At 61.0% G+C, this 26,538-nt stretch carries 21 protein-coding genes and 1 other RNA gene; 15 read left to right on the forward strand and 7 right to left on the reverse strand.

Going from position 1 to position 26,538, the window contains the following annotated elements; translation table 11 throughout:
* Positions 1-79 precede the first annotated feature (79 nt).
* A complete protein-coding gene (gene recN / locus ACIQUF_RS22090; protein ID WP_403135432.1) occupies positions 80-1,753 on the forward strand; it encodes a DNA repair protein RecN in 1,674 nt (557 codons plus the stop codon).
* Positions 1,754-1,846: 93 nt separating this feature from the next.
* On the opposite strand, the gene fur is transcribed toward recN, so the two are convergent.
* Positions 1,847-2,251 (reverse strand): ferric iron uptake transcriptional regulator, encoded by a 405-nt coding sequence (fur, locus tag ACIQUF_RS22095; RefSeq protein WP_046788147.1) that lies wholly within the window; start codon positions 2,249-2,251, stop codon positions 1,847-1,849.
* Between the two features lie 97 nt (positions 2,252-2,348).
* Here fur and ACIQUF_RS22100 point away from each other — a divergent pair, with 97 nt between their 5' ends.
* Positions 2,349-2,885 carry an outer membrane protein assembly factor BamE gene (locus ACIQUF_RS22100; RefSeq protein ID WP_403135434.1) on the forward strand — a complete coding sequence of 179 codons (537 nt, stop codon included), beginning with the start codon at positions 2,349-2,351 and terminating at the stop codon, positions 2,883-2,885.
* Positions 2,886-2,945: 60 nt separating this feature from the next.
* On the opposite strand, the gene ACIQUF_RS22105 is transcribed toward ACIQUF_RS22100, so the two are convergent.
* Positions 2,946-3,380 (reverse strand): type II toxin-antitoxin system RatA family toxin, encoded by a 435-nt coding sequence (locus ACIQUF_RS22105; RefSeq protein WP_403135437.1) that lies wholly within the window; start codon positions 3,378-3,380, stop codon positions 2,946-2,948.
* 148 nt (positions 3,381-3,528) lie between these two features.
* Here ACIQUF_RS22105 and smpB point away from each other — a divergent pair, with 148 nt between their 5' ends.
* Positions 3,529-4,011: an SsrA-binding protein SmpB gene (gene smpB / locus ACIQUF_RS22110; protein WP_400798526.1), complete on the forward strand. Its 483-nt coding sequence runs from the start codon at positions 3,529-3,531 to the stop codon at positions 4,009-4,011.
* A 122-nt stretch (positions 4,012-4,133) separates the two neighbouring features.
* Here smpB and ACIQUF_RS22115 read toward each other — a convergent pair whose 3' ends face one another.
* Entirely contained in the window at positions 4,134-4,901 is a 768-nt protein-coding gene (locus ACIQUF_RS22115) for an FCD domain-containing protein (RefSeq protein ID WP_400798528.1), read from the reverse strand.
* 255 nt (positions 4,902-5,156) lie between these two features.
* On the opposite strand from ACIQUF_RS22115, the gene ACIQUF_RS22120 reads away from it, so the two are divergent.
* The 12 genes from ACIQUF_RS22120 (at position 5,157) to ACIQUF_RS22175 (ending at position 18,244) form a co-directional block, all read left to right on the forward strand.
* Positions 5,157-6,827, forward strand: coding sequence for a lactate permease LctP family transporter (locus ACIQUF_RS22120; protein WP_403135442.1), 1,671 nt, complete (start codon positions 5,157-5,159; stop codon positions 6,825-6,827).
* 63 nt (positions 6,828-6,890) lie between these two features.
* Positions 6,891-8,036 (forward strand): FMN-dependent L-lactate dehydrogenase LldD, encoded by a 1,146-nt coding sequence (gene lldD, locus ACIQUF_RS22125; protein WP_403135445.1) that lies wholly within the window; start codon positions 6,891-6,893, stop codon positions 8,034-8,036.
* Positions 8,037-8,110: 74 nt separating this feature from the next.
* On the forward strand, positions 8,111-10,921 hold the full coding sequence (locus ACIQUF_RS22130; protein WP_403135447.1) for an FAD-binding and (Fe-S)-binding domain-containing protein: 2,811 nt from the start codon (positions 8,111-8,113) through the stop codon (positions 10,919-10,921).
* Between the two features lie 438 nt (positions 10,922-11,359).
* A complete protein-coding gene (locus ACIQUF_RS22135) occupies positions 11,360-11,629 on the forward strand; it encodes a hypothetical protein (protein ID WP_403135450.1) in 270 nt (89 codons plus the stop codon).
* A gap of 4 nt (positions 11,630-11,633) precedes the next feature.
* Positions 11,634-11,882, forward strand: a complete 249-nt coding sequence (locus tag ACIQUF_RS22140) for a DUF3077 domain-containing protein (protein ID WP_403135452.1) — start codon at positions 11,634-11,636, stop codon at positions 11,880-11,882.
* A 199-nt stretch (positions 11,883-12,081) separates the two neighbouring features.
* Positions 12,082-12,375: a hypothetical protein gene (locus ACIQUF_RS22145; RefSeq protein WP_403135454.1), complete on the forward strand. Its 294-nt coding sequence runs from the start codon at positions 12,082-12,084 to the stop codon at positions 12,373-12,375.
* Between the two features lie 98 nt (positions 12,376-12,473).
* Positions 12,474-12,865: a transfer-messenger RNA gene (gene ssrA / locus ACIQUF_RS22150) on the forward strand.
* Between the two features lie 187 nt (positions 12,866-13,052).
* Positions 13,053-14,309: an integrase domain-containing protein gene (locus ACIQUF_RS22155; RefSeq protein ID WP_403135456.1), complete on the forward strand. Its 1,257-nt coding sequence runs from the start codon at positions 13,053-13,055 to the stop codon at positions 14,307-14,309.
* A 964-nt stretch (positions 14,310-15,273) separates the two neighbouring features.
* Positions 15,274-16,671, forward strand: a complete 1,398-nt coding sequence (locus ACIQUF_RS22160) for a YfjI family protein (protein WP_403135458.1) — start codon at positions 15,274-15,276, stop codon at positions 16,669-16,671.
* Complete coding sequence (locus ACIQUF_RS22165) at positions 16,655-17,014, forward strand: hypothetical protein (RefSeq protein WP_403135460.1); 360 nt, start codon at positions 16,655-16,657, stop codon at positions 17,012-17,014. The genes ACIQUF_RS22160 and ACIQUF_RS22165 overlap by 17 nt, the downstream gene beginning before the upstream one ends.
* Positions 16,992-17,972, forward strand: a complete 981-nt coding sequence (locus tag ACIQUF_RS22170) for an integrase domain-containing protein (RefSeq protein ID WP_403135463.1) — start codon at positions 16,992-16,994, stop codon at positions 17,970-17,972. Before ACIQUF_RS22165 ends, ACIQUF_RS22170 begins: the two co-directional genes overlap by 23 nt.
* Entirely contained in the window at positions 17,969-18,244 is a 276-nt protein-coding gene (locus tag ACIQUF_RS22175; RefSeq protein WP_403135464.1) for a hypothetical protein, read from the forward strand. The genes ACIQUF_RS22170 and ACIQUF_RS22175 overlap by 4 nt, the downstream gene beginning before the upstream one ends.
* A gap of 68 nt (positions 18,245-18,312) precedes the next feature.
* Here the strand turns inward: ACIQUF_RS22175 and ACIQUF_RS22180 are convergent, their stop codons facing one another.
* From ACIQUF_RS22180 to zorA, 4 genes are read right to left on the reverse strand one after another with little or no spacing between them, the layout of a single operon-like run.
* Positions 18,313-21,351: a DEAD/DEAH box helicase gene (locus ACIQUF_RS22180; RefSeq protein ID WP_403135466.1), complete on the reverse strand. Its 3,039-nt coding sequence runs from the start codon at positions 21,349-21,351 to the stop codon at positions 18,313-18,315.
* The gene (locus ACIQUF_RS22185) at positions 21,352-23,397 is read right to left on the reverse strand and encodes an EH signature domain-containing protein (protein WP_403135469.1); all 2,046 of its coding nucleotides are present in this window, start codon (positions 23,395-23,397) and stop codon (positions 21,352-21,354) included. It abuts the gene before it with no gap.
* Positions 23,394-24,158 (reverse strand): flagellar motor protein MotB, encoded by a 765-nt coding sequence (locus ACIQUF_RS22190; protein ID WP_403135471.1) that lies wholly within the window; start codon positions 24,156-24,158, stop codon positions 23,394-23,396. Before ACIQUF_RS22190 ends, ACIQUF_RS22185 begins: the two co-directional genes overlap by 4 nt.
* Positions 24,158-26,503, reverse strand: coding sequence for an anti-phage ZorAB system protein ZorA (zorA, locus tag ACIQUF_RS22195; RefSeq protein WP_403135473.1), 2,346 nt, complete (start codon positions 26,501-26,503; stop codon positions 24,158-24,160). The genes ACIQUF_RS22190 and zorA overlap by 1 nt, the downstream gene beginning before the upstream one ends.
* Between the last annotated feature and the right edge of the window lie 35 nt (positions 26,504-26,538).

Genomic DNA, 26,538 nt, shown 5'->3' on the forward strand with positions numbered 1-26,538 from the left:
AAAATCCGCCAGAGGGCATTGGCAGCCTGGAAAAAACTACTGTATAAATAACCAGACTTGATCTCCGGGAGCCGCCCCCATGCTGGTGCACCTGTCCATTCATAACTACGCCATCGTCGAGCACCTCGACCTCGAACTTGCCCGCGGCATGTCCGTCATCACCGGCGAGACCGGCGCCGGCAAGTCGATCATGCTCGACGCCCTAGGCCTGACCCTGGGCGACCGCGCCGACAGTGGCGTGGTGCGCCCCGGCGCCGACAAGGCGGATATCCTGGCCACCTTCGACCTGGTGGACATCCCCGAAGCCCATATCTGGCTCGCCGAGCGCGACCTGGCCAACGAAGGCCTGTGCATCCTGCGCCGGGTGATCACCGCCGAGGGCCGCAGCCGCGGCTATATCAACGGCACGCCCTGCCCGCTGGGCGACCTCAAGGCTCTCGGCGAGCTGCTGATCGACATCCACAGCCAGCACGAACACCAGTCACTGCTAAAGACCGACACCCACCGCCGCCTGCTCGACGAGTACGCCGGCGCCATCGACCTGGCGCGCCAGGTGCAACTGGCCGCCAAGCGCTGGAACCAAACCCGCCTGGAGCTGGAGCGCCTGTCCAATTCCGGCGACGAGCAACGCGCCCGTCACCAGTTGCTCAGCTACCAGCTGGAAGAGCTGGACAACCTCGGCCTGGGCGAAAACGAACTGGAGCAGTTGGAGCAGGAGCACAAGAACCTGACCAACGCCGAGGCCCTGTTCGGCATCTGCCGCCAGGTCATCGACCAGTGCAGCGAGAGCGACTCGGGCAATGTGCTCGCCGCCCTCACCAACAGCCTCAACCGCCTGGGCGCCGCCGCCAACACGCCAAAAGCCCTGGGCGAGGCCTCCAACCTGATCGCCAGTGCGCAGATCCAGATCGAGGAAGCGATCGGCGAACTCAACCGCTTCCTCGACAACTTCGACGCCGACCCCATGCGCCTGCAAGCCCTGGAAGAGCGCCTCGACACCATCTACACCCTGGCGCGCAAGCATCGCGTGCACCCGACCGAGCTGCCCCACCTGCAGCAACAGTTGATGGATGAGCTGGAAGGCCTGAATGCCAGCGACGAGTCAGTCGAGCGCCTTGGCGAAGAGCTGTCCGCCTTTGCCCAGCATTATCAGGAGCGGGCCATCGAACTGAGCGCCCTGCGCCAGCAGGCGGCGCAGCAGCTGGCCATTGCCGTGGAGCAGGAAATCCAGCGCCTGGGCATGCCGGGTGGACGCTTCTGCATCGAACTGACGCCCAATGAAGGCAGTGACCCTTCGCCACATGGCCTTGAGCAGATCGAACTGCTGGTCAGCGCCAACCCCGGGCAGCCGCTCAAAGGCTTGGCCAAGGTCGCTTCGGGCGGTGAGCTGTCACGCATCAGCCTGGCAATTCAGGTGATCACCGCGCAGACCTCGCGCATTCCAACGCTAGTGTTCGACGAGGTCGACGTGGGCATCGGCGGCCCTACCGCCGAGATCGTCGGCCAATTACTTCGCCGGCTAGGTGAACGCGGCCAGGTGCTGACCGTCACACACCTGCCACAGGTCGCGGCGCAGGGCCATCACCACCTGTTCGTGCACAAGGTGCGCAACAGCGATACCACTCACACCGCCGTGGCCAATCTGGGCAAGCGGGAGCGGGTCGAGGAAGTGGCGCGGATGCTAGGCGGCATCGACCTGACCAAGGAATCGCTGGCGCATGCGCGCAAGATGGTGGTCAGCGGCAAGGCTTGAAGTCTAGTTGCCCCGCGAAGAGGCCGTCACAGCCAGCAGAAAGCACAAAGGCGACCCTAGGGTCGCCTTTATTATTGGTAACGACCGAAATCGTTACTTTTTCTTACGCACATAGAGGACCAGGTTATGGTCCACCAGCTCGTAGCCATGCTCGGCCACGATTTCCTTTTGGCGCCGCTCGATTTCAGCGTCCATGAACTCGATGACTTCACTGGTATCCACGTTGACCATATGGTCGTGGTGGCCGCCGTCCGCCAGCTCAAATACCGCGTGGCCGCCATCGAAGTTGTGGCGTACCACCAGGCCAGCAGCCTCGAACTGGGTCAGTACGCGATAAACGGTTGCCAGACCGACGTCCTCGCCAGCCTCCATCAGCGCCTTGTAGACATCCTCGGCGCTCATGTGACGTTGCTCGGTCGAGTCGAGCATCTGAAGGATCTTGACTCGAGGCAGTGTCACCTTGAGACCGGCTTTGCGCAATTCGCTATTTTCAACCATGGTCAGCTTTCTCGCCGATGCTGCTTCGCAGCTTCTCTTAATACGGGTATGATCGGGGTTTACGTTGTCCAGCCAAGATAGTGGAAGTCGCCCACCGATGCAAAACAACACCAAGCACTTGCTAACCAGCCTCACCTTCGTGGGACTGCTCGCACTCGCCGGTTGCTCGTTTCCCGGGGTTTACAAAATCGACATCCAGCAGGGCAATGTCGTCACGCAGGACATGATAGACCAATTACGCCCCGGAATGACCCGTCGGCAAGTAAGGTTTATCATGGGCAACCCCTTGCTCCAGGATACGTTCAACACCAATCGTTGGGACTACCTGTACAGCTTGCAGCCTGGTGGCGGCCAACGCCAGCAGGAGCGCATGAGTATCTTCTTCAATGACAGCGACCAACTGGTCAGCCTGTCGGGCGATTTCATGCCAGGTGTAAGCCGCGACCAGGAAATCCTCGGTGGCAGCAGCGACACCACGGTCAGCCCAGGCACGCAGCCTGAGCAGCCAGCGCCGCAGCCAGACGAAAAACCGGCCAAACCAGGTTCGGTGGAAGAGTCCATCCAGCGCGAAATCGACACCATCGAGACTACGCCGGTCCCGACCCCAGCACCACTGGAAACTTCGCCGCAGTAATTGCAGGCGACACAAAAAGCCCGGATCAATGTCCGGGCTTTTTTGTGGGCGGGCGAGACGTCAGCTGTAGAGCTCTTTAGCCCGCTGGCAGAACGCATCCACCAAGGTATTGGCCGCCTGATTGAACAGCGGGCCCAAGGTGGCGCGCACAATCGACCCCGCATAATCGAACGACAGGTCCAGGCTGATCTTGCAGGCCTTCTCACCCAGCGGCTTGAACACCCACACGCCATGTAGCTGGGTGAACGGCCCTTCCTCCAGGTTCATCTCGATCGACTGCCCCGGCACCAGCACATTGCGGGTAACGAAATGCTGGCTCATACCACCCTTGGCCACATCCAGCTTGGCACGCATGTGCGTGTCGCTGGCCTCGATCACGGTCGAATCCGAGCACCAGGGCAGGAATTTGGGGTAGCTGGCTACATCATTGACCAGATCGTAGAGCGCCTGGGCAGGGTACGGCAGCAGGGCGGAGCGTTGAATATGGGTGGTCATCCAGGCATCACTTCCAAGGCTGGGTAGCGGCGAAAACAGGTTCTGTGCGTATGACAGGGGCTGTATTGTCCGGTATTCATTGCAGTGGCTCAAGCGCACCTAAATCCCGTAGCCGACTGCGCAATGAGTTGCCTATAATGCCGCCCCTATGGCTAAACAAAAGAAACATCCGACCGGGACCATCGCGCAAAACAAGAAAGCGCGACACGATTACTTCATCGAACACAAGTTCGAGGCCGGGCTGGTCCTGTCCGGTTGGGAAGTAAAGAGCCTGCGGGCCGGCAAGGCGCACCTGACCGACAGCTACGTGCTGCTCAAGGATGGCGAAGCCTGGCTGTTCGGCAGCCACATCACCCCGCTGACCACCGCCAGCACCCACGTCATCGCCGACCCTATTCGCACGCGCAAGCTGCTGCTGAACAAGCGCGAGCTCGAGCGTGTGGAGGCCGCGGTGGCGCAGAAGGGCTACACCTGTGTGGCCTTGGCGCTGTACTGGAGCAAGCACCTGATCAAGTGCGAGATCGCGCTGGGCAAGGGCAAGAAGGAATACGACAAGCGCGACACCGTGCGCGAGCGTGATTCCAACCGCGAGCTGCAGCGGGCGGTGCGCAACAAGGGCAAGGAAGACTAAGTCTTTCTGTTGCTCATGCGGGCCTCTTCGCGGGGCAAGCCCGCTCCCACAGTGACAGCGTTGAGCTCAAGAACTGTGGGAGCGGGCTTGCCCCGCGAAGAGGCCAGCATGCCAAAAAGATCTCAGCGCCCGCTGCGCCGCTCTGCCCGCGCCACCCGCTGTGCCTCATGCTGCGCCTCTTCCAGCACCTCCTGCACATACAGAATGTGCCGACTGGACACCTCTCGCGCCTCCTCCGCCCTACCCTCGACAATCGCCTGATACAACTCACGGTGCTGACTGATCAGCATGTCGCGCGTTTCCGTGCGCTGCTGGTACATGCCACCAATGTTGGTCACCACGTTGCGCTTGAGCAGGTCGAACAGCCCGCGGATGGTATGCAGCAAAACCGCATTGTGGCTAGCCTCGGCAATCGCCAGATGAAACTGCGCATCCGCCGTCCCCTCCTCCGCACGCGTCACCTCGTCAGCCCGCGCATAGCAGTCCTGCAGCCTGTCGAACGCGGCCTTGAGGCGGAGCCGATCAGGTTCCGTGGCCCGTTGCGCCGCGTAATACGCGCACGAGGCTTCCAGCGTATGGCGAAACTCCAGCAGGTCGCGCTGCGCCTCGGCACTGTGTTCGAGCAACTGCAGCAACGGGTCGCTGAAGGTCGAGCCCAGTGACTCAGCCACGTAATTGCCGCCACCCTGGCGACTGACCAGCAGCCCCTTGGCCACCAGCTTCTGAATGGCCTCACGCAGTGACGGCCGCGACACGCCGAACTGTTCGGCCAGGGCGCGCTCGGCCGGCAGCCGCTGGCCAGAGGTCAGCGTGCCTTCCAGGATCATCCCTTCCAACCGATCGACGATGTCGTCGGACAGGCGCCGTTGGCGGACCTGATCAAAAACCATCACTCACTCTCCACGAACCCCCGGCAAATTTCAGGGGGCGTCTATTCTCGCCGATCCGCGCCACGCCAGCACCCATCAGTCGACAATTTTCCCAGGCCATCAGCCGCCCGCTCATCGGCACACGACCAAAGTTTTGCACAGGACAAATTGACACACCCACGACTGCGCTTTTAACCTAGCGACCAGCCATTGTAAATTGGTCTTACCAATTATCCAATGCCAGTGCTGACCAACAACAATTAGGGGTTACCCCATATGCAAACCTGGCAACAACTCTATTCCCCGCTTGGTAGTCTTGGCCTGTCCGCACTGGCGGCGGTCATCCCGATCGTGTTCTTCTTCCTGGCCCTGGCCGTGTTCCGCCTCAAAGGCCACGTCGCCGGCAGCATCACCCTGGCGCTGTCGATCCTGGTGGCGATATTCGCCTTCCAGATGCCTGTCGACATGGCCCTGGCCGCCGCAGGGTACGGCTTCCTCTACGGCCTCTGGCCGATTGCCTGGATCATCGTTGCCGCGGTGTTCCTGTACAAACTCACGGTCAAGAGCGGCCAGTTCGAAGTGATCCGCAGCTCGGTGCTGTCGATCACCGACGACCAGCGCCTGCAAGTGTTGCTGATCGGCTTCTGCTTCGGTGCCTTCCTCGAAGGTGCGGCCGGCTTCGGCGCCCCGGTGGCCATCACCGCCGCACTGCTGGTGGGCCTGGGCTTCAACCCGCTGTACGCCGCCGGCCTGTGCCTGATCGCCAACACCGCACCGGTGGCCTTCGGCGCCCTGGGCATCCCGATCATCGTCGCTGGGCAAGTGACCGGCATCGACGCCTTCCACATCGGCGCGATGACAGGCCGCCAACTGCCATTGCTGTCGCTGTTCGTGCCGTTCTGGCTGGTGTTCATGATGGACGGCCTGCGCGGCGTGAAAGAAACCTGGCCTGCCGCCCTGGTCGCCGGCCTGAGCTTCGCCGTCACCCAGTACTTCACCTCCAACTTCATCGGCCCAGAACTGCCGGACATCACCTCGGCCCTGGCCAGCCTGATCAGCCTGACCCTGTTCCTGAAAGTGTGGCAGCCCAAGCGCGCGTTCGCCGAAGCCAAGGGCAGCGTCGGCGCCGCCGTGGTGCAACCGAGCGGCAGCCAGCCAAGCCCCTACAGCTTCGGCGAAATCTTCAAAGCCTGGTCGCCGTTCCTGATCCTCACCGTGCTGGTCACCATCTGGACCCTGAAGCCGTTCAAGGCCGCGTTCGCCCCGGGCGGCGCGATGTACAACTTCGTGTTCAACTTCGCAATCCCACACCTCGACCAGTTGGTGATCAAGACCGCCCCGATCGTCACCGCGCCGACCGCAATGCCAGCCGTATTCAAGCTGGACCCGATCTCCGCCACCGGCACGGCGATCTTCCTCTCCGCACTGATCTCCATGGCAGTGCTGAAGATCAATTTCAAAACTGGTCTGACCACTTTCAAAGAGACCTTCTGGGAACTGCGCTGGCCGATCCTGTCGATCGGCATGGTGCTGGCCTTCGCCTTCGTCACCAACTACTCGGGCATGTCCTCGACCATGGCCCTGGTCCTGGCCGGCACCGGCGCCGCGTTCCCGTTCTTCTCGCCGTTCCTCGGCTGGCTGGGCGTGTTCCTGACCGGCTCCGACACCTCGTCCAACGCCCTGTTCAGCTCGCTGCAGGCCACCACCGCGCACCAGATCGGGGTCAACGACACCCTGCTGGTAGCGGCCAACACCAGCGGCGGCGTGACCGGCAAGATGATTTCGCCACAGTCGATCGCCGTGGCCTGCGCCGCCACCGGCCTGGTCGGCAAGGAATCCGACCTGTTCCGCTTCACCGTCAAGCACAGCCTGTTCTTCGCCACCATCGTCGGCCTGATAACTCTGGTCCAGGCCTATTGGCTGACCGGCATGCTGGTTCATCACTAAAGTGAAAGGGGCCGGGCGCCCAGGCGCGCCCGGCATCTCCTTCAACCCACGCTGCGAGAATCCATGATCATTTCCGCCTCCACCGACTATCGCGCCGCAGCACAGCGCAAGCTGCCTCCCTTCCTGTTTCACTACGCCGATGGCGGCGCGTACGCCGAGCACACCCTGCGCCACAACGTCTCGGACCTGGCCAGCATCGCCCTGCGCCAGCGCGTGCTGAAGAACATGTCCGAGCTCAGCCTCGAAACCAAACTGTTCGACGAGACCCTGAGCATGCCCGTGGCCCTGGCCCCGGTCGGCCTCACCGGCATGTACGCCCGCCGCGGCGAAGTGCAGGCGGCCCGCGCAGCTGCCGCGCATGGCATCCCGTTCACCATGTCCACCGTGTCGGTGTGCCCGATCGAAGAAGTCGCCCCGGCCATCGACCGGCCGATGTGGTTCCAGCTGTACGTCCTCAAAGACCGCGGCTTCATGCGCAACGCCCTGGAGCGGGCCAAGGCCGCCGGGGTGAAAACCCTGGTATTCACCGTCGACATGCCCGTACCCGGCGCCCGCTACCGCGACGCCCACTCCGGCATGAGCGGCGCCAACGGCCCGATGCGCCGCGTGCTGCAGGCCATGACCCGCCCCGAGTGGGCCTGGGACGTCGGCGTGATGGGCCGCCCGCACGACCTGGGCAATATCTCCAAATACCGTGGCAACCCCACGGGCCTGGCCGACTACATCGGCTGGCTGGGCAACAACTTCGACCCATCGATCTCGTGGAAAGACCTGGAGTGGATCCGCGAATTCTGGGACGGCCCGATGATCATCAAAGGCATTCTCGACGCCGACGACGCCCGTGACGCAGTCAAGTTCGGCGCAGACGGCATCGTCGTTTCCAACCACGGCGGCCGCCAGCTCGACGGCGTGCTGTCCAGCGCCCGCGCCTTGCCGGCGATTGCCGATGCAGTGAAAGGCGACCTCAAGATCCTCGCCGACTCCGGCATCCGCAGCGGCCTCGACGTGGTGCGCATGATCGCCCTCGGCGCCGACACCGTCTTGATCGGCCGCGCCTTCCTCTGGGCCCTGGCCGTACATGGCCAGGCCGGGGTGAAAAACCTGCTCGAACTGTTCGAGAAGGAAATGCGCGTGGCCATGGTGCTTACCGGCGCCAAGACCATCAGCGAGATCAGCCGCGACTCGCTGGTCCGCGAACTGGGCGCCTGAACGCCTGCAACAACACCGCCTGAATGACCGGGGCACACCGCGCACCAGACGCCGTGGCCCCGCGAGGAGATTGCATGAGCCTGCCCGCCGCGTTCCTGCGTGATGCCGAGCGCCTGATACCCGCCGAACGCCGCTTCGACGACCCCACCTCGACCCTGGCCTTCGGCACCGACGCCAGTTTCTACCGGCTGATTCCCAAGTTGGTGGTGCGCGTCGAGTCCGAAGACGAAGTGGTCGGGCTGCTGCACCTGGCCCAGCGCGAGCGCGTGCCGGTGACCTTCCGCGCCGCCGGTACCAGCCTGTCCGGCCAGGCCATCAGCGACTCGGTGCTGATCGTGCTCGGCGATAACTGGAACGGCCGGGAAATCCGCGGCCAGGGCGAGCAGATCCGCCTGCAACCCGGCGTCATCGGCGCCCAGGCCAACGCCTGGCTGGCCCCCTTCGGGCGCAAGATCGGCCCGGACCCGGCCTCGATCAACGCCTGCAAGATCGGTGGCATCGTCGCCAACAACGCCAGCGGCATGTGTTGCGGCACCGCGCAGAACACCTACCACACCCTGGCCGGCCTGCGCCTGGTGCTGGCCGATGGCACCCGCCTGGACAGCGAAGACCCGGCCAGCGTCGCCGCCTTCGAAACGTCCCACGCCGAACTGCTCGAATCCCTCGCCAGCCTCGGCCGCGAAACCCGCGCCAATACCGAACTGGCCGACCGCATCCGGCACAAATACCGGCTGAAAAATACCACAGGCCTGTCACTCAACGCCCTGGTGGACTACGACCAGCCGCTGGATATCCTGCAGCACCTGCTGGTCGGCTCCGAAGGCACGCTGGGCTTCATCAGCGCCGTCACCTACGACACCGTGCCCGACCACCCGCACAAGGCCAGCGCTCTGCTGGTATTCCCCAGCGTGGAAAGCTGCTGCCGCGCGGTCACCGTGCTCAAGCGCCAGCCAGTGTCCGCCGTTGAGTTGCTCGACCGCCGCAGCCTACGCTCGGTGCAGAACATGCCTGGCATGCCGCTGTGGGTAAAAGGCCTGTCGGACAATGCCTGTGCCCTGCTGATCGAATCCCGCGCCGCCAGCCAGACGCTGCTGCACGAGCAGCTGCAACAAACCATGGCCGCCATCGCCGACTACCCGCTGGAACAAAAGGTCGACTTCAGCGAAGACCCGGCGGTGTACAACCAGCTGTGGAAAATCCGCAAGGACACCTTCCCCGCTGTCGGTGCCGTGCGCCAGACCGGCACCACGGTGATCATCGAAGACGTGACCTTCCCCATCGAGCAACTGGCCGAGGGCGTCAACCGCCTGATCCAGCTGTTCGACAAACACCGCTATGACGAAGCGATCATTTTCGGCCACGCGCTGGAAGGCAACCTGCACTTCGTCTTCACCCAAGGCTTCAACAGCGCCGAAGAAGTCGCCCGCTACCAAGCCTTCATGGACGACGTGGCGCAGCTGGTGGCGGTCGAGTTCGGCGGTTCGCTCAAAGCCGAACACGGCACCGGCCGCAACATGGCGCCATTCGTGGAGCTGGAATGGGGCCACGACGCCTATCAGCTGATGTGGACGCTCAAGCGCCTGCTCGACCCCAACGGCATCCTCAACCCCGACGTGGTGCTCAGCGAAGACCCCGACATCCACCTGAAAAACCTCAAGCCGCTGCCCGCCGCCGACGAGATCGTCGACAAATGCATCGAGTGCGGTTTCTGCGAACCGGTGTGCCCGTCCAAAGGCCTGACCCTCAGCCCGCGCCAGCGCATCGTCATGTGGCGCGACATCCAGGCAAAAAAACGCGCCGGCATCGACACCCGCGAACTGCTTCAAACCTACCAGTATCAAGGCCTCGACACCTGCGCCGCCACCGGCCTGTGCGCCCAGCGCTGCCCCGTCGGCATCAACACCGGCGAGCTGGTGAAGAAGCTGCGCAGCCAGGCCGCCGACCACGCCAAAACCGCCAACTGGCTGGCCGACCATTTCAACACCGCCCTGGCCGGCGCCCGCCTGACCCTCACCGCCGCCAACACCGCCCGCAAGCTGCTCGGCGCCCCGCGCCTGGCCCGCCTGAGCGCCACGTTCAGCAAGACCAGCAAAGGCCGCCTGCCGCAATGGACCCCGGCCATGCCGCAGCCCCTGCGCAGCATCGCCTTCGGCCCCGCCAGCAACGACGCCCGCCCCCGCGTGGTGTACCTGGCCGCCTGCGTCTCACGGGTGATGGGCCCAGCCTTCGCCGACCGCGAACAAAGCTCACTGCTCGACAAGACCCGCGCCCTGCTGGAAAAAGCCGGTTACCAAGTCGTCTTCCCCGACAACCCCGACAGCCTCTGCTGCGGCCAGCCGTTCGCCTCCAAAGGCTACCCCGAGCAGGCTGAACACAAGCGTCAGGAGCTGATCACCGCCCTGCTGCACGCCAGCCGCGGCGGCCTCGACCCGATCTACTGCGACACCAGCCCCTGCACCCTGCGCCTGGTGCAAGACCTGGGCGACACCCGCCTCGACCTGTACGACCCCGTGCGCTTCATCCGCACACATCTGATGGACAAACTGGAGTTCACCCCACAGGAAGAACCCGTGGCCGTGCACGTGACCTGCAGCACCCAGCACCTGGGTGAAAGCCAGGCGCTGATCGACCTGGCGCGGCGCTGCAGCAAGCAAGTGGTGATACCAGAGGGGATTCATTGTTGCGGGTTTGCCGGTGACAAAGGCTTCACTACGCCGGAGCTGAATGCGCACTCGCTGCGCAGCCTGAAGGACGCCGTGCAATATTGCAGTGAAGGGATTTCCACCAGCCGGACCTGTGAGATCGGGCTTTCCAGCCACAGCGGCATCGACTATCACGGCCTCGTCTACCTGGTAGACCGCGTAACCCGCGCCCGCATTATTTGACGCCGCGCACGGCTCAAATAAAAGCAACTGCCTAGCGCAAAACCCTGAAGCCCGCGCGATCCCTGTGGGAGCGGGCTTGCCCGCGAACGAGGGCAAAGCCCTCGCCCGCACTCCAGCCGTACGACATTTCCGAACCTGCAACCAAATGCTTCTGAATTGGATGCTTTGGGAATTATCCTACGACCCACGCTGCCGTTTCGCTGTTGTTGCTCACACCCATCAGGGCTAATTTCCCAGAGTCGTTTTCGGACGACGGGGTGTGAGAACCTCGTAAACATGACAGCAGCCTCGTAATGGCGGCCCTGCGTGGGCAGACCTCGGTCTGGCCGGATTTCCCATGTTTACCGGTTTCTCACCCCACGCATGGCTGCCACCCAATCCCGTGAGAAAGGATCGAGTTGGTAGCTCCTGTCGAGCAATCAAACTGGGATTTGCATCATGAAAAAAATCGTCCCCGACCCACCCCGCCTCAAACTCATCGCCAACCCTTACTTCTCCATCCACACCGACATGCCCACCCCAGACGCCCTGGCCCACGCCAGCGAGCTATTACGCGGCGTCATCGAAACCATCGACGAACACTGCCGCACCTACGCCGGCGAACCCGGGTTCAACATGCTCAGCAACGCCGCCCACGCCTCCGAAACCTCCCGAGCGCTGATCGAGCACGCCTTGACCGACCTCTACAACGCACAAAGGCAAAGGTGATCCCATGAGTGACGAACTGAAGAAGATCACCACCGCCGGCAAGGAATCATTCGACCTCTTCCGCCTGCAACCCGGCGTCCCCTTCGAACACGCCTTCAGCCAGCTGTCCGTCCTGCTCGGCTGCATCCGCCACCTCACCACCGAAGCCGAAATGGAAAACGACCGCCAGGCCGGCAGCGCCGCGCGCATCCTCAGCGAGATGGCCAAGGCACTGATCGATGACATGGAACGCGGCCTGAGCAAACCTCACTAAACCCACCCCACTCCCGCAGCCCCAGCACAATCTACCCTGTGGGAGTGGGCTTGCCCCACGAATCGAGGGCAAAGCCCTCCCTCGCAACATCCCGCCACACCCATCATGCCGCCTAGCCACTATCTCAATGGAACCCTCGCCAACCCACAGCAGTCCACCCTTACAGGCCCACCTCCCAGAGGCCTTCAAGGAGACACCCATGAAAGGTACCGCGCTTTCGGCCCTCTTCGCGGCCGCCACCCTCCTGGCTTCCCCGGTGTTCGCCGCCGACGACCTGTGCACCATCAACCTGCAGAAGATCGACGACAGCATGGCCACCGCCGGCGCCACCTCCGAAGGCCTGGACAAAGCCATGACCGAACAAGTCGACAAAGCCAAGGCCGCCCAAGCCTCGGGCGACACCAAAGAATGCATCGCCATCACCAGCAAGGTGCTGGAACGCCTGGAGAAAACCGAAAAAGGCAGCGGCTCGGCCGGCGGCAGCGGTGCCTGACCTAAAGCGGGCGGCCGAACCCGCAGTCGACGCCGCCCGCTTTAGCGCGTATACTCCACCCCACGTGCCGAAAGGTACGGTCAGCTAGAGCTGAGTGTGGGGCCGATTAGGATTCGACGCCGGTAGCGAAACTCTAGGTGCATGCCGAGTTGGTAACAGAACTCGTAAATCCACTGTTGCAACTTTCTATAGTTGCCAATGACGAAAACTACGAGGGCTACGCTCTCGCTGCGTAAGCAGCTGAGCCCGCTCTCCTGGTAGCTTCGGCTCCAGCAATCATCAGGGGATGCCTGTAAACCCGAAATGATTGTCATACAGAACAGGATCGTCGTGTAGCACGTTGGGGGCAAAGCGACTAAAACTTACCCAACTCATCCAAAGCACCCTGCCCGTCGGGCGGCTGCGGATTAAATCAATAGACACGGCTAAGCATGTAGTACCGACAGCGGAGTACTGGCGGACGGGGGTTCAAATCCCCCCGGCTCCACCAAATGATCAATCAAAGACGTCCATGGACGTCTTTTTTTGTGCCTGTAACTCAATAAAATCAATCACTTGCAGCGCTTTTGAGGGCCAGAGAGGTTTTTTGAGTTCCAGACGGTTTGGTATCCCAGGTGGTATCCCGGGCCACCCGGTGCTATTTTTAGGATACCAAAACGGTGCCGGAGGTAGCTCTCATGCCTACTCAAGCAAGCCGTCTCTCCGACCGCCAGCTCAAGGCGGTCAAGGCAACTGGTAAAGATTTCGTCCTCAGCGATGGTGACGGCCTACAGCTTCGCGTCAGAGCCAGCGGCTCGATGATGTGGAACTTCAATTACCGCGAACCGTTGACCAGAAGCCGTATCAACATGGCACTCGGTCCATACCCCGACCTCTCACTAGCCAATGCTCGGAAAAAAGCTGTCGAGGCGCGCGAGCTGCTTGCCCTGGGTATTGATCCCAAGGTCCAACGTGATGAAGTAAGGCAAGCCAAGCTTGCAGAGACCGAGCACACCTTCGAGAAGGTGGCCACCGCCTGGTTCGAACTGAAGAAAGACTCGGTAACCCCCGCCTACGCCGAGGACATTTGGCGATCGCTCACCCTTCACGTTTTCCCGAGCATGAAGACAACGCCGCTTTCGGAAATCACCGCCCCGATGGTCATCAAGATCCTTCGACCCATCGAAGCCAAAGGCAGCTTGGAAACCGTGAAGCGGCTTAGCCAACGACTCAACGAGATCATGACCTATGGGGTGAACGCCGGCCTGATACACGCGAATCCGCTCAATGGAATTCGTGCGGTGTTCAAGAAACCGAAAAAAGAAAACATGGCTGCGCTTCCACCAGAAGAGCTCCCCGAGCTCATGCTGGAGATCGCCAATGCCAGCATCAAACGCACTACCCGCTGCCTGATCGAGTGGCAGCTACACACGATGACTCGCCCCGCCGAGGCGGCGACTACTCGCTGGGCAGACATCGATTTTGCGCGGCGTGTCTGGACCATCCCACCGGAGCGGATGAAGAAGCGCCGCCCGCACAGCATCCCGTTGAGCGATCAAGCCATGTCATTGCTGGAGATACTGAAGTCCCACAGTGGTCATCGGGAATACGTCTTCCCCGCAGACCGAAACCCTCGTACTCATGCCAATAGCCAGACCGCCAACATGGCATTGAAACGCATGGGCTTCCAGGACCGCTTGGTCAGCCACGGCATGCGCTCGATGGCCAGCACCATCTTGAATGAACATGGGTGGGACCCGGAGCTCATCGAAGTGGCGTTGGCGCACGTCGACAAGGATGAGGTGCGCAGTGCCTACAACCGGGCCGACTACATCGAGCGACGGCGGCCGATGATGGCTTGGTGGAGCGAGTACATTCTGAAGGCATCGACGGGCAATCTCTCGGCCAGCGCGATGAATGTGGCTAGGGATCGAAACGTAGTACCCATCCGATAGGGCGGCGACAACGGCGACACTGGCGACAGACCGCGTGCCATCTACATCCTTGCCGTCTGAGCGGATGGCGACAGTCGCCAACTCGCCTCGATTTTGGCTTCTCCGGCTAAGCCCGTGAGCATGGGGAGGCTTCGCATCCCCATGCTCACGGGCTAACACTAGAAAAGCGACAAACGGCCACTCTGCCACTGACACCCACCGACTTCCAAGGCACGCCAGAGGTGGAATCTGGCGCATTTCCATGTGCCCGTCACCAATTGACCCGTGCCGCGGTGACCGATAGAACGAAGATTCAAAGCGCTGCCTTAGGCAGCACCCCAGATGGCCAGAGCCTTCAAGGTCATGCCGCTAATCCGGTGGTTCATCCCAAAGTGCGATTCGCGCCCGGAGGCTCGCACGGTCATTCGCCAGAATGATGGACGCCCTCTAAACAATCCGCCCAGTGCGGCTGCCCACTAACCCTTTAGCCCTGCAGCAACGAACCTGCTCGGCCAGCGTTTTGCGCCAACCGTTCGCCCGTCTCTTTTTCCAGAAAAGAGACGGGCGCTCCTACCACTGCTGCAGCCCTCATCGCACAGGGCTTTGCGGCAATTCCCCGCGTGACAATCGGCGTGACAAACGCCGATGTCACCAGCAACAGCGCTGTAGATGATGGTGCCGCAGACCAGGGAATGGACTGCACCTGACTGACAGTCAGGCATGCCCCGGTCATCGCAGTGCTGCTTGCACCTGGCTCAGGATCTCGCGGCACTGGTCTCGTCAGCCAATGCAGCCTCCACCCGCCTACCGGCAACGGTGCTCAGGAGGCCAGATCATGGGATGCCCTCGCTCCTGGTAGTAAGGAGCCGCCAGTCCCGCGTCAGTGGACACCCTCACAGGTCGCAGGGGCCTTGATCCCTGATAACACTCAGCATTCTTGGCGGGACGACGTGAGGGAGAGGTCGGTAATTTATGGAGGAAGGCTATGCAACTGCGCGAAGTACAAGGGCCACCACGCCGCTTGTTGGAACAGCAGATAACGCCCCTACCCTACCCGGTCGTGGCGCTGGGCGATCTATTGGGGCCTGCCGTGGAACGCATGGCCGATGTGATCGGCGTGCCCTGCGCCATGGCCGCGCAATCCGCTCTAGCCACGGCAGCTTTGGCGAGCCAGGCGCACGCCAATGTTCACCTCGACGGCCGAATCTATCCGTTGTCGCTGTACTTGCTGACGGTGGCTTGCTCGGGTGATCGCAAAAGCGCGGTGGACCATATTGCGCTGCAGGCCGTACGCGACTGGGAGAGACAGCAGTGGATCGCCTATGGCGAACAACTCAAGGCACACCGCGCTGCAATGAGTATCACCGCTAAATCACCGACCTCGAAAAAATCCGCACAGGCAGCGTCAGATGCCCAACCTGAACCAGTCCAACCAAGACTGCTCAGTGCTGAGCCAACCATTGAAGGTCTGGTCAAAAGTCTGTGCCATGGTTTGCCGAGCATGGGGCTGTTCAGCGATGAAGGCGGGCAGTTTTTGGGCGGCAGCACCATGAGCAAAGACAACATGATCAAGGCGATCACTCACTTGTCGACGCTGTGGGACGGAAGCCCGATTGATCGGTCGCGCGCGATGGCTGGGGAAAGTCTGCGTGCCTATGATCGCCGCCTCAGCATGCACTTGATGCTTCAGCCCCGCCTGGCAGACCGCTTGCTGCAGGACGCTGATATCAAAGACCAGGGCATCCTGGGACGCTGCCTGATCAGTTGGCCAGAGCGTCTGGTTGGACAACGGCTGTACAAAGCCATCGACCTGACCCGAGATCCAACGGTGCACCTGTACCAGCAGCGCATTGCCGCGCTCATGCAGAAGCCTTGGTCACGCCATAAAGACGGCGGCCTCAACCCTGTAACCCTAGAGTTAAGCCCCCGCGCCCGTGAAGCATGGATTGCCATTCACGACACCATTGAATGCGAGTCAGGGGAGTTCGGCGAGCTGGTCAACATCCAAGCTGCTGCGGGCAAAGCCGCCGCGAACGTTCTTCGCATGGCTGGTGTGGTGGCGGTGGTTGAGGAATCGACCGTCTTGGAAGAAGTGCACATTCAGCGCGCCTCTACGCTGATGGATTACTACCTGGCCGAGAACCAACGACTGACTGAACAGGAACCACTGAATAAGCTTCGCGCAGAGGCTGATTGCCTGCTGCGCTGGTTGATAAAGAAGAACTGGCCACCGTTTCGCCTGCGCGACCTTACGCGCAACGGCCCCCGCTTTGCCCGTAAAAGCACGCGGCACACCTTCGAGTTATTGCTGCAACTGGTTGCCCATAACTGGCTGGACAATGACGGGGACATATTCGAGGTGCGCCATGTTCCGACTCAATGACGCCGTGCGTCGCTACCAGGCGCAACATCGCTCGCCGACCGAGTTACGGTGTGTCGCCGCCACTGCCACCACTTTGTCGCCACGTGCCAATCAAGATGCGGCAGGGGTTGTCGCCCGTGTCGCCGCTGTCGCCGCTCCAACATCTGAGTCAATCGACCTCGCTCGGCTCATCGAGCAATTGCAAGGAGAAGGGGCTTTGCTGCAACACAGCGAAAATGCCCTTCTCATCCGCCCAGCGCACTGGGGACAGTTGGACAGCGTCAGTGCCCACTGGAAAGCCCTGCTGCTGAATCTACAAACCAACGATCAAGGTGAAGACAATGGCGCTGGTCGGTCGGCGTGACGGTCGCAACTTTGGCTATGGTCGCCAACTGAGCTACGCCGGTAGGCAGGCATTGGAAGATCTGTTTGCCGGCGGCCACTTCGCCACCGTGAAAGCGCACAACGATCGCTGGCAAGCCTTCGTGCGCTGGTGCCGCTCAGAGAACGGTCCCGGCTACAACGATGCGCGCCAGATCGATAGACAGACGCTACAAGACTACACCGAGTATCTGCGCCATCAGATTCAGCAAGGTGCACTCTGCATCGCCACCGCGCAGAACCGCCTGAGCAGCGTCAACCGCACCCTTGCTGCGCTGCGCGGTGATCAGGATGTTAGGATCGCCAGCCCGAGTCGGGCGTTGAGACAGCAGCGCTCGAGCGTACGCAGTCGCGCGCCGGATGGACAAGATCACCAACAGGTGCAGCGACTGGCTGAGATGCTCAGCGAACAGCAACACGATCGGGTAGCCGCCATAGTCCTTTTAGCTCGAGCAACCGGCATGCGCCTGCGCGAAGCGATCCTGGCTGACCTGCCACGCTTACACCGCGAAGCCGAACGCTTAGACCGCATCAACATCCAGGACGGCACCAAAGGCGGCCGTTCAGGCTCATCAGCGCCGCGATGGGTCGTGACCAGTGAAGCGGTGAAAACAGCCCTGCAGTTGGCTCGTCAGGCATCGCCGACCGGCAGCCGCAACTTGCTGGCCCGAGACGAAAGCTACGCCTTATTTCTTCACCAAACCGTGCTCCCCGCCCGCGAAACGCTGCACGCACACGGGCTGAAGAGTTTTCATGAACTGCGCGCAGCTTACGCCTGCGAACGTTACGAGCAGCTCACGGGCCACGCCGCACCGGTCAATGGCGGCCACTGCTATCGCATTGACCGTGACCTTGATCAACAGGCTCGCCAACAAATCAGCCTAGAGCTCGGGCATAACCGGATCGATGTGGTGTCGGCCTACATTGGCGGGAGAACATGAGCAAACCCTTCGATATGACGCTGTTCCTGAGCGGCGTACTGACCGGCTCAAAGGCCACGCAGCAACGTCACCTACGCCAAGCACGAATCATGCAAGCAGCCATTCAACAGCGATGGCAACGCGATAATCCCTGGACCTGGCAGCTCAAGCATGTGCGCTGGTTTCTCACTCAGCACCTGAAAGACCATTCCGACGCCACCCGGTATTACTATCGACTCACCGCCCTATTGATCTGGAAGCGATTAGGGAGCGGCCGAGGATTGCTAATCTGACGCTCGAATCGAGGGTAGGCAGTCCATCAATAAATCTATCCCCCTTTCACCTCGCCCGTACAGATTCTTTAAAGGCCCATCGACTGAATCATCTCACCTTCACTGACCGACTCCGGCGTCACAACGGCATCCTTGAGCATCAGTTTTCCGCGCAACAAGCGGTCAAGGTGCACATCGAATGAATCAAACTGGGGATGAGTGACAGCAGGCAGGTGAATGAATACCGGTTTGGTCTGGCCGATCCGGTAAACCCGGTCAGATGCCTGTGCCTCTTTGGCCGGGTTCCAGTGGCGCTCCAGATGCACCACATGATTGGCCCCGATCACGGTCAGACCGACCCCCGCAGCGACTGGCGACATGATCAGTACATTGAAACCGCTGTGGGCTTCAAATTCGGCAATCAGCCGCTTGCGCGTCATGTCTTCCGCACGTGTCGCGACCGCTTTGGTATCGCCATTGATAACAGATACATTCAAGCCATAGATCTGGTCCAGCCAGAGCTTGAGGACTCGCTGCAGACGCTTGGTCATCATGAATAAAATGACCTTTTCACCCTTGCTACGGATCTCATCGAGCAACTGCAGCATCACCGCCAGCTTGCCGGACTCCATCATCAGTTGCCGCGCTTGCTTGCCGTCCTCGCTGTACAGCGCCGGCTCATTCTCCAGGCGTGGGTGCAGGGAAATCGAGCGCAGCTGAGTCAATGCTGCCAGTGCGGTACCCCGCATATCCTCAGCACTCGCACGTCGCGCCCGGTAGCTGTTGAGGACTTCATCGTAGATCTGCAACTGGTTGCCTTTCATCACCACACCCAACTGCGTCGCATGCCGTTGCAGGCCATGATCAGCTTGCTCGACACCACTGAGAATGGTCTTGGTTGGCAGGCCCTTGAGCTGATCCTCTTTCACCCGACGTAGCATGAATATGCCAACCGCACGCCGCAGCTGCTCGCCTAAATACGCCCGGACCTCATCTCGCTCATCATCGCTGGCAGCCAGGATCGGCTTGATCCAGGTATCGCGGAAGTTTTCCCATCCCCCCAGCAAACCGGGCTGCACCGTATGCATCAGGCACCAGAAATCGCCCAGGCTGTTTTCTACCGGCGTGCCGGTTGCCAGCAGTTTGAAATCCGCCTTGAGCCCTTTGGCCGCAATAGTCTGTAGCGCATTGGGGTTCTTGATGTTCTGCGCCTCGTCGAAGATGACCATGCCCCAGTCGATACGGCACAGAGAGAACTGATAATCGCGCAGGGTCTGGTAGGTCGTCAGTACCAAGCGGCGATCCATATCCAGACGATGCACACCAGCTTCCGGCCCTACATGAAGCGCATAGCGAATGCTCTGCTCATCCATCATGTCACTGCTGTCATCGATCATAGACGCCAACTGCACCGATTCGCGCTCAGCACCGTTGACGCGATAGTCGCGCAGACTCCGCCCCGATTGCAGCACCACCACATCGCGGAACGGAATGCCGGCGAAAGTCTTGCCGACTTCATCCTCCCAGTTTTCCAGCAGGCTCAGCGGCGCCACCACCAGAACTGGTTTCTGTGGTTTGTCAGCCGCGCGCTGACTGGCCAGATATTCCCCGACCGTAACCAGCGACATGTAGGTTTTGCCGAGGCCCATGTCATCAGCCAACAGACCACCCTGCAGGCGATACAGGTCATCCGCTTCATCCTGCAAGGCAGCACCCATCAGTTTCAACATCCACTCGATCCCCTCACGCTGATGAGGGAACGGCTGCCGGGCATAAACCGACCAGTCGGGCACAGTCAACGGCGTTGCAGCAGCCGCCTTGTGCAACAGTGCAGAATTTATCTCGTCGGCATCCTTGAGAATGACCCCGACCTTTTCCTTGCCTTTCGGGGGCTCATACTCCTCGTCACGCGATTCGCTATCGCTGACCGGGTGCATGTTCTGGCGAGCCTTGGCCAGCTCCTGCTGAACGGCCGGGGCATCGGAGATATCGATCACCTCGCCAGCAAACGCCACACTCGTCGCGCCCTGTTCATTAGCCGCCTGCAGTACCCCTTCGAAGCGCTGCAAATCCTCGGGAGACTGAATCAGCTTGCCCAGAATAGCGGCAGGTGCCGGGCGTTTGTCCAGTGCAAACCAGTCATTCTTAGTTGCATCCAGCGCGCCGAAGTCCATGTGCTGAAGCTTGCCGATGCCCGCAACCCGGGCGGAGAAGCCCACCTCCAGATTGACCAGCGCAGCATCGAGAAACGCCGTGGGCGTCGCAATAAACTCGTTTACCTGGTTAGCCGGAATACGCTTGTTCGCCAGCACATTGCGGATACCCTCCATCCTCGCCTGATCCAGCAACAGCACACGATTGTCAATCCGCAGCACGCCGCCATCGGCCGTCATGTCCAACTGCGACCAGCGTTTCTCCAACTGATCAGCAGTGGAGCCATCCCCCAGGCTAGGGCAGAGCTGAAGGCTGCCATCTGGCAAGCGCGTGGCGATAACCCCGATGTTCTCCGGCACCACCACATCCAGCCGCTCGAAGTGGCTCAGGTCAATGCGCATACCGCTGCGTGCGGCGGTCTGCAGTTCAGCCATCAAACGCAGATTGGCCGCCTCACCACGCTGCTCCGGCAGCAGCGCCTCATGCCGCTCCCAGGCCTGCAAACCCATCATTTCAGCCGGCGTCAGCCAGTAGCACTCACTGCTGGTCAGGAACAAATAAGGGCCTTTGCGTGTGAAGCTGGCAGCGCCATCCGGCATTTCCAAGGTGATCGCCACACGAAAACCACTGTTGCCTGTGCGTCCACTGATCGAGGTCAGAAAGCGCCCCGGCAAGCGCCTTGGCAAGCGCAGGATTTCCGCCTGCTCAAGGTCCATCCCCGAAACATCTTCGACACCGATGTGGAAACCGTTAGCGGTGGTTTCAGCAATACCCTGCTCAGTCAGCATGTTGAACACGATCAACTGTACTTTTGCCAGCGCACTACCCTGCCCAGTTTGCAACGCCTGGAAGGCCGGTATGGGCATGAAGAAGTTCAAGCCATTGGAGTCCGGTTGCGACTGAAAGCCCTGCTGAGTACTCAACGCGCCATCCCGCTCACCGATGAGCGAGCGGAAAATATCCATCAAACCCATCTATTCGGCCCCTTCCTGTTCATCCAACGCCTCAAGCGCGAGACGTGCTGCCTCATTCACCGTCCAGCCGTACTGCTCATCGCGCACGCACATGTCCTTCAATGGGCCATACAAGATCTGATTGATTTCTCGCGTTTCGACACCGAACACATTCGCCGCATAGCGGACTTTATCGCCTGGGTTATCCACAAAGTAGCGCAGTATCTTCAGGGCCGAGGGTTTCAACCCTGCCAGCCGTCCTTCGCTTGCCTGCATCGGAGGAGCCGTGACAGGAGCATTCACTACGGAAGGACTTATATAGCGCGGCACTACGGGATAATGCTGCTGAGTGCCTTGCCGTACTGAAGAAGACGGAGAAGACGTCACAGCACGCGAAGCCAATGGTTCTTGTGCAGGAGTAGCTCTGGATTCTCTCGTTACCTGTGCTACAGGCGCACGCCCCTGAGGCGCTGACAGCATTGTCGCCTCAGTCCTGTCAGCAGCGGAACGCGCCGGCTCTGCAGGAGAATCTACCTGTCGAGGAGGCGGCACTGCTGTACGCCTGGCATTGACCACAGGCATACCAAACTTGCGCAGGTAAGACTGGTAGTCACTGCGATTGAGCAACTGCTCGATATCCAGAGCGATACCGTTATCAGCCAGGAAGCTGAACACTCTGTTCTGCCAGGAAAGCGGCGGGTGATGCGTGAAGGCATCATAGGGCAGGCTGGGATAAAGCAGCTTGTAGGCTTGAGGAATAGCCGTGGTCAGATCAGCGTGACTGAAACTTGAGCGCTCATAGGAGCGCAGAGCCTCGCCCGGCGAGGCGAGATAAACCCAAACTCTGAAGCTGTGCGAGCCCTCGACCAGGTGGAAATCTCCGCAATCGAGATAGATCACCGCCTTGTCGTTCATCTGCCCGTCCATACGAGCAAATGTGGTCTTGACCTCTTTGCCGAGGATGCGGTTGACTGAATGCTGCGCCCGCCCACCAAGCAGCAAACGGGTATTGCGGATCAGCTTGAGCTTGAAGAGGCCTTCCAGGAACTGCTTGCGTGCAGGGAACATTCGCTGCAGATCGTCGTTCTGAGTTTCGATACCGAACTGTTCCACCGCCTGCAAAAACAGACGCAAGTCTTCCTTGGACAACCATCCCCGAACCTTATGCACCCGCTCGTCACCGAGGAACTGCCACCACTCTCGGTAATTGGCCGAGTTGCGGGAAATACGCGGATCCCCCGCCAGATTGAGGATAAAGTTCAACCAGGCATCGCCCGGTTCCTGCCCGACGCGGTCGATCAAAATCTCCAGCGCGATATGTCCGATTCGCCGCTCGCCCTCGTAGGGCGCCTTGGCCACAGAGGGTTTCTGCAGTTCGTCCAGCACCGGGTCATACTCACCGGGCGAAAGCCCTCGCAGGGTCTCCAGGTAGAAGTGCGCCCGGCAGATATCGCCATAGCGCCCATCGTCAAAGCCCTGAAGACCCAGAGCCTCAAAGGTTGCACTCAGCTCATGGCCGCTGTCGCGAACCTGCTCGACCAGTTGTACCGGGCCGTCAAGCGGCAACAACCAATGTCCATCACGCTTGAGGGTTAACAGCGGATCGGCTTGCGGCCCGCTGACTCTGGGTTCAGGCAACAATTGCAGTTGCTGCAGCAAAACCTGCTCAAGCTTCTCACGCAGCCCCTCGTGCTCGTCCAGCTTGTCGAAGCGACGGAAGTAGAACTGCGCCAGTTGCTGCAGAGTAATGCGCGTCAGCCTCGGCTGCTGCGCCTCCACCAGCACAGTGAGCAAGCGGACACTGAACAGGCGCCTGCCGATAACCTCGTCGTTCAACCACAACCAGGTCAGCGCTCGCGCGGTAAGCCGGCGTTTGAGCAACGCCGGCAAGCCGTCAAAACGCCCGGTGCTGGCCATATCGCGCAAACGCGCCAGCATTGCCTCGAACGCATCACCCTGCCCTGTCGCTGCCGCCATCCTGGCCCCCTTTTCGATCAGAGTCTGCCAGACTTCAATTGTCCTGGCAGGCCACTCGACCACGGGCATATGCAGCGGGGGCAACTTCACGGCTGCACCTCTTCCAGGCGCTGACGCACCTGCTCGTACTGAGCGCTGTCCGGGCGGCGAATGGTGAAGCGGATGTCGATACGGCGGTTACGCTTGAAGTCTTCTTCCGCCTGCTGGTCTACCACCACCGGCCGGGTTTCACCGTAACCACTGACCGAGAACAGTGGCTTGCCATCCTTGTTGTTCAGGCTGGCCAGTTGCTCATCACCTGGCAGGGCAGCGCCCCAGAACTGCCACAAAGAAATGGCGCGGAAGGTTGAGAGCCCCCAGTTGCCCTTGCCCATAAACCCCGGGAACGGCCGATTGTCGGTATGGCCCTCGATGAAGATGGTATCGAGATACTCAATCCTGTCATCACGGGCGATCACCTCATAGATCACCTTGCCGATCTCCAGCGCACGTTCCTGGTAAGCGGCATGAATGTCATAGGCGCCGCTGTCGAACCCGAGCAGATCGTTGGGAATACTCAGTACCGTATGATTTTCGCTGACCTCGACCTTGATGCCGCGACGGCGCAGGGCCTCAACCGCTTCATCCAGAATGGTGCGGCGCACCTGCTCAGCTTTTTTCAGCTCGACGATTTCTTCCTCGAACTGAACCTGCCGCTCCTTCAGCTCCTGCTGAATCTCCATCAACTGCAGGATCAGAATCACCGAGGCCAGAATAAAGATCACTAGCAACGCCGACATGATGTCCGAGAAGGACATCCAGTACGGATTTTCCTCGTCGACGCTGACCTCTTTGGCTTTGCCCAGACGCATTAGCGTGCCTCCAGCTCATCCAGAATGCTGCTCATGTTCTGCACGATGCGGTGCATCTGATCCGCATAGTTCTGAGAGACCTCATTCCACTTGTTCATGCGGTCATCCGTCTGCACGCGCACCTCACCGGCATAGCTACGCAGCCACTCCTCGGCCTGCTTCTCCACCGCCTCGACCTGCTCACGCAGCGCCACGCCCAGCGAGGTAAACTCATGGCGCACCCCGGCGAGGAATTCCTGCTGGGTCGTTTTCATCTCGCCAAAGCCGTTACGCGCCTCGCTGGCAGCCTGTTCAAAGCGCTGAGCGCCTTCCAGCAGGGTGCCCTGCAACTGCGCCAGGATCGTCGCCTGCTGCTGCAGCTGGCCAGCCAGTTCGGCGTTCTGCCCGCCTGCCTGCTCGATGCGTGCAGTCACCTGTTCCAGGCGCTGGCCCAACAGTTCGGCGGCCGAGCGCACGTTGGTCGATAGCAGGCCAAGCTGATTGGCACTGCTGTCCATATGCTTGCTGCTCTGCGCAGCCGCCTCGGTTGCCTGCTTGAGCTGGCCGAGCAACTGCTGGTGCTGCTCCGCCATCAGGCGGCTCTGCTGCTGAGTGGCCTGCACGGCACTGGCCAAACCGGCCAGCAACTCCTGCTGCTGCAGGGCAACCTGCTCAAGCTGCTGCTGGAAGCGCTCCTGCCGCGCCAGCTCGCGAGCCTCGGCCTGCTCACCCTGGGTGCCGATCTGCGTGGTCAGGCCACCCAGCAACTTGTCCACGGTGCTCTGCAATTCACGTTGTTGCTGCGCCGCCGCCTCGTTGAGTGCATTGATCTGCTGCTGGCTGCTCTGCCCCAGGCTGCCCAGCATCAGCTGCTGGCGTTCGAGCAGCTCGGCCTGTTGCTGCTCATGCCGTTGCGCGCGAGCCTGCTCACGCTGCTCGGCGGCGCCCATCTGTGTATCGAGCTGAGTGTTGAGGTTCATCATCAAACGGGAGAACACCTTCCCCAGATTGTTATGGCGCTCGTTGCCGGCCTCGGCCATCGCCTGCATCTGCTCACGGGTCGAATGGGAGAACTGCTCCAGCATCGCCGTCTGGCTGCTGCTGGCCTGCCCCAATACCCGCTCGAACAGCGCCTGGCGCTCTTCGTCACGCTGCTGCGCCGCACCCAGTTGACTCTGTAGCTGGCCGCTCAGGCCCGCCATCAACTCGCTGAAGCGCTGCTCCATCTGCGCCTGACGATCATCAGCAGAACCGCTAATGCGCTGCAATTGCGCCTCGAAGGCCGAGCTTTGCTGCTGCGCCACCGCCATCTGCTGGCTCTGCTGCTCGCTGAGGCTGCTGAACAACTGATTCAGCTGCTCGCTCATGCCACTCACGGCGGCATTCACATTAGCCGCTGCCTGCTGCATCTGCTGGCCCTGCTCACGGCCAACCGAGGTCATGCCTTCCATAAAGTTGCCTACCAGGCTTTCCAGCACCTGAGTGGACTGCTGGCTGGTGGTGCTGACCAAGGTCTGAATGGCCGGCGCCATAATGTTGTTCAGGGCATCAGTGAGGGCGGTCTGCATCGCCTCGTTCATGCCGGTCAGGGTTTCCTGCAGGCGCTCGCCGATGCGCTCGTGCAGCTCCTGCAGCGCCTCCTTGCTCTCCTTGCCGTATTCGGCGATGTGCACCAGCGACTGCTCGGCGGGAATGCGCGGATACAGCGCATCCACATCGTGCTGTAGCGCTTGAATCCCCTGCAGCGCCGCACGCTCGAACATCTTCTCGATGAAGTTGAGCAGCAGGCTGAACAGCACACCCCAGACCGAGGTCATAAAGGCCACGGCAGCACCGGAGATCAGCTTGTTGATCCCGCCCTTGAGCGCTTCGATCTCGCCCGTGCTGCCTACCAGCCCTTCCAGACCAACGGTCAGACCGACGAAGGTACCCAGCACGCCGATGGCCACAAGAAAGCTTGGCGCTGCCGCCAGCAACCGGCTGGCCGTCAAACCACCAGCCAGCGTACGCGGGTTGAAGAAGTGCTCGGCATCCAGCGTGTTGAACAGCTGCTTCTGATCCGAGGACAGCACTAGGCTCTCGTCGAACTCACGCCAGAGCATGCCTACATTCGGCGCCTTGAGCTCCCCCGCCCTCTGTAGGGTTTCCCGGCGGTTCTGCGCTAGCGTCTCCTTGCTCTGCCCTTCCAGCAGCGAGTGCAGAGCCTGCATCCGCGCGCTGAAGCGGCGGTAATGCACCACCAGCGCCCACAGGGAAAAAACAAAGACAAGCGCAGTGGCCAACCAGAACCAGGCACTGATGCCATTGGGGTTGGCGCTGAACATATGGGCGAAGTCAGGAATCAGGTGTTGCAGCAGGTCCATCATGTCAGGGCACCCAAAAACGTTATTCGAATAATCAG

This window comes from Pseudomonas sp. NPDC090233, assembly GCF_044772285.1.
Lineage (GTDB): Bacteria > Pseudomonadota > Gammaproteobacteria > Pseudomonadales > Pseudomonadaceae > Aquipseudomonas.